This window comes from Pseudomonas emilianonis (assembly GCF_023072625.1).
Taxonomy (GTDB): domain Bacteria; phylum Pseudomonadota; class Gammaproteobacteria; order Pseudomonadales; family Pseudomonadaceae; genus Aquipseudomonas; species Aquipseudomonas paraveronii.
Genome location: NZ_JAKNRV010000565.1, coordinates 1 through 2,247, shown reverse-complemented (window position 1 = coordinate 2,247; position 2,247 = coordinate 1). Strand labels below are relative to the sequence as shown.

Below are 2,247 nucleotides of genomic sequence, written 5' to 3'. Positions count from 1 at the left end.
CGCCGCTGGCCAGGGGCGCGCCGGCGATGAACAGGCCCAATTGCACGCCTTGCTCCACGCACGACAATAAATGCTTGAAGGCTTCGGTCACGTCGCCCACGGCCCAGTCGACGATCCATTCAAAGGCGTCATCGAGCATCTGGTAGGCGCTGTAGCCGAGCATCAGCAGGCCCACCGGCGGGACGAAGGGCGCGGCCACGAATGCCGCGATTTGCAGCAGTGCCGAGGCGATGTTGCGCACGATGTCCCAGCGTTCCCAGCGCGCTTTCTGATCGGCGCTGGCGGTGGACACGGCGAGGGTGCGGGCATCGTTGAATACCTTGCTGAGTTTGCGCTGGAACAGGTGGCTGAACAGGTTGCCGCTGATGGCGGTGGCGCGGAATGCCAGGTGTGGCTGGTCGATGGGGGTTTCGCGCCAGGACGGCAGCGGGTCGCCGCGTGTGTGCAGGTGCCAGCTGACGTTGGACAGCCTGCGATTGAGGTCGGCGAAGAATGGGCCGCGCTCTGCGTGATTGACGAAGCGGCTGAAGAACTGCTGGTACTCGGCGCTGCGCAGGTTGTTCCCGAGTGCAGTCATGAAGGCCACGAGCGTGGGGTACTGTTTGAGCGGCGCGTAGGGATCGTCGGGGATATAGGCGATCAGGCCGACCGGTTGGCGGCTGCCGATGTTCTCGGCAAACAGCACGATGCCGGTGAGGGTGCTCGACATGATCGTCAGGTCATAACACAGCAGCGGGTAGCAGGTGTTGCGGCTGTCGTCGGCGTTGAGCAGGCGTTGCAGCAGCGTGAAGGACTGATCATCGCGCAGGTCTTTTTTCATCCGGGCCATTTGTAGCGCGACGCTCAAGTCCGCCGCCTGGCTGTGCTTGAGCTTGCCTTGCAGGCTTGCCGTGGCCACCGGGTTGTTGAAGTCGAAGTACTGCTCAAGGTAGCGCTGGTAGTGGCCGCCGATGTCCAGTTCGCGGCACAGCGCGGTGAACTGCGCGATGCTGATCTGTGCGTCGACGGCCGGCAGGGGCTCGAATTGCCCGCTGCTCGTGGGTGGGGTGATGAAGCCGGAGTGCGCTTCATAGTGTTCGTCGGCTTCGAAGTTGTGCAGGGCCGCCTCGAGCAGCGAGACGGTCCACGTCCTTGCGGCCCCAGTGCGCACGGGAAACCATGGGATGGTCTGGGCAATATAGAGCCGCAGATAGGTGGTCCTGACATCCAACTCGATACCGAACCGCTGCTTGAGCCGCTGTTGCAGCAGCGGCGCGCCGAAGTCTTGCGGCGATTTCAGGTTGGCCATCGCCTGGTCGACCTGCTGTTGTGCGCGCCAGGCGCTATTGACCCGGGTTTTCAGGGTGTCGTGGTCCTGGGCGGAGGCGCTTTTGTACCAGGCCGGGATGACTGGCTGCACGTTGCTCAGTGCGGCGCGCTTGGCGGCGGAGGTGGCGGGCAGCCAGGCGGGCACGGCGTGCTCGAGGATATCCATGTGCAGGTCGCGATAGGTCGACAGGTCTGCGAGTTGGAGGGGCGGGGTGGGTTGAGTCACAGGGAAACGCCTTTGCATGATGAACAGGCGTATCAGCAAAACAACATCGGGCGGCCGACGGGGGGTAGATAGATAGCAGGCCGCCAGCCAAGTTATGGCTATCCTGCTTGACCACCTGCCGTTGCGACCCGCGAGCGTTTAAACTGCGCCATTGCGATGCTATTTGTCGCATTGGCGTAAACCCGCCAAAATCGCGGGTTGGCGCTATAAGAAGTTGTCGCTTGGCGGCAAGGCCGCACTGAAAACTGTCCTTACAATCCCTGCATCGCCCGCCAGTTCCAGGCAGGCGTTCCTCTTCAGGAGACTCCGATGTCCGTTGAGCAAGCCCCGGTGCAACGTGCCGATTTCGACCAGGTCATGGTGCCCAACTACGCACCTGCCGCATTCATCCCCGTGCGCGGCGCAGGTTCGCGCGTGTGGGACCAGGCGGGTCGCGAGCTGATCGACTTTGCCGGCGGCATCGCGGTCAACGTGTTGGGCCATGCCCACCCGGTACTGGTCGGTGCCTTGACCGAACAGGCCAACAAGCTGTGGCACGTTTCCAACGTCTTCACCAATGAGCCGGCCCTGCGCCTGGCCCACAAGCTGATCGACGCCACCGGCAAAAATAAAAAGCTGCGCTGGAACCCGTTCGGGCAATTGTCCGAGCATGTCGATTGCTCAGGCCACCCCACGCGCTTTCGCTACGACGAGCGCGGCTATTTGCAGGTCAT

Annotated in this window: 2 protein-coding genes; one reads left to right on the top strand and one right to left on the bottom strand. The window is 62.8% G+C overall.

Translation table 11 applies throughout. The annotated features are described in order from the left end of the window. Positions 1-1,534: dermonecrotic toxin domain-containing protein (locus L9Z73_RS29370; protein ID WP_345894194.1), on the bottom strand; the 1,534-nt coding region annotated here is incomplete at its 3' end. Between the two features lie 309 nt (positions 1,535-1,843). On the opposite strand from L9Z73_RS29370, the gene L9Z73_RS29365 reads away from it, so the two are divergent. Then, positions 1,844-2,247 (top strand): RHS repeat domain-containing protein (locus L9Z73_RS29365; RefSeq protein WP_247408379.1); only part of this gene is annotated, 404 nt, incomplete at its 3' end.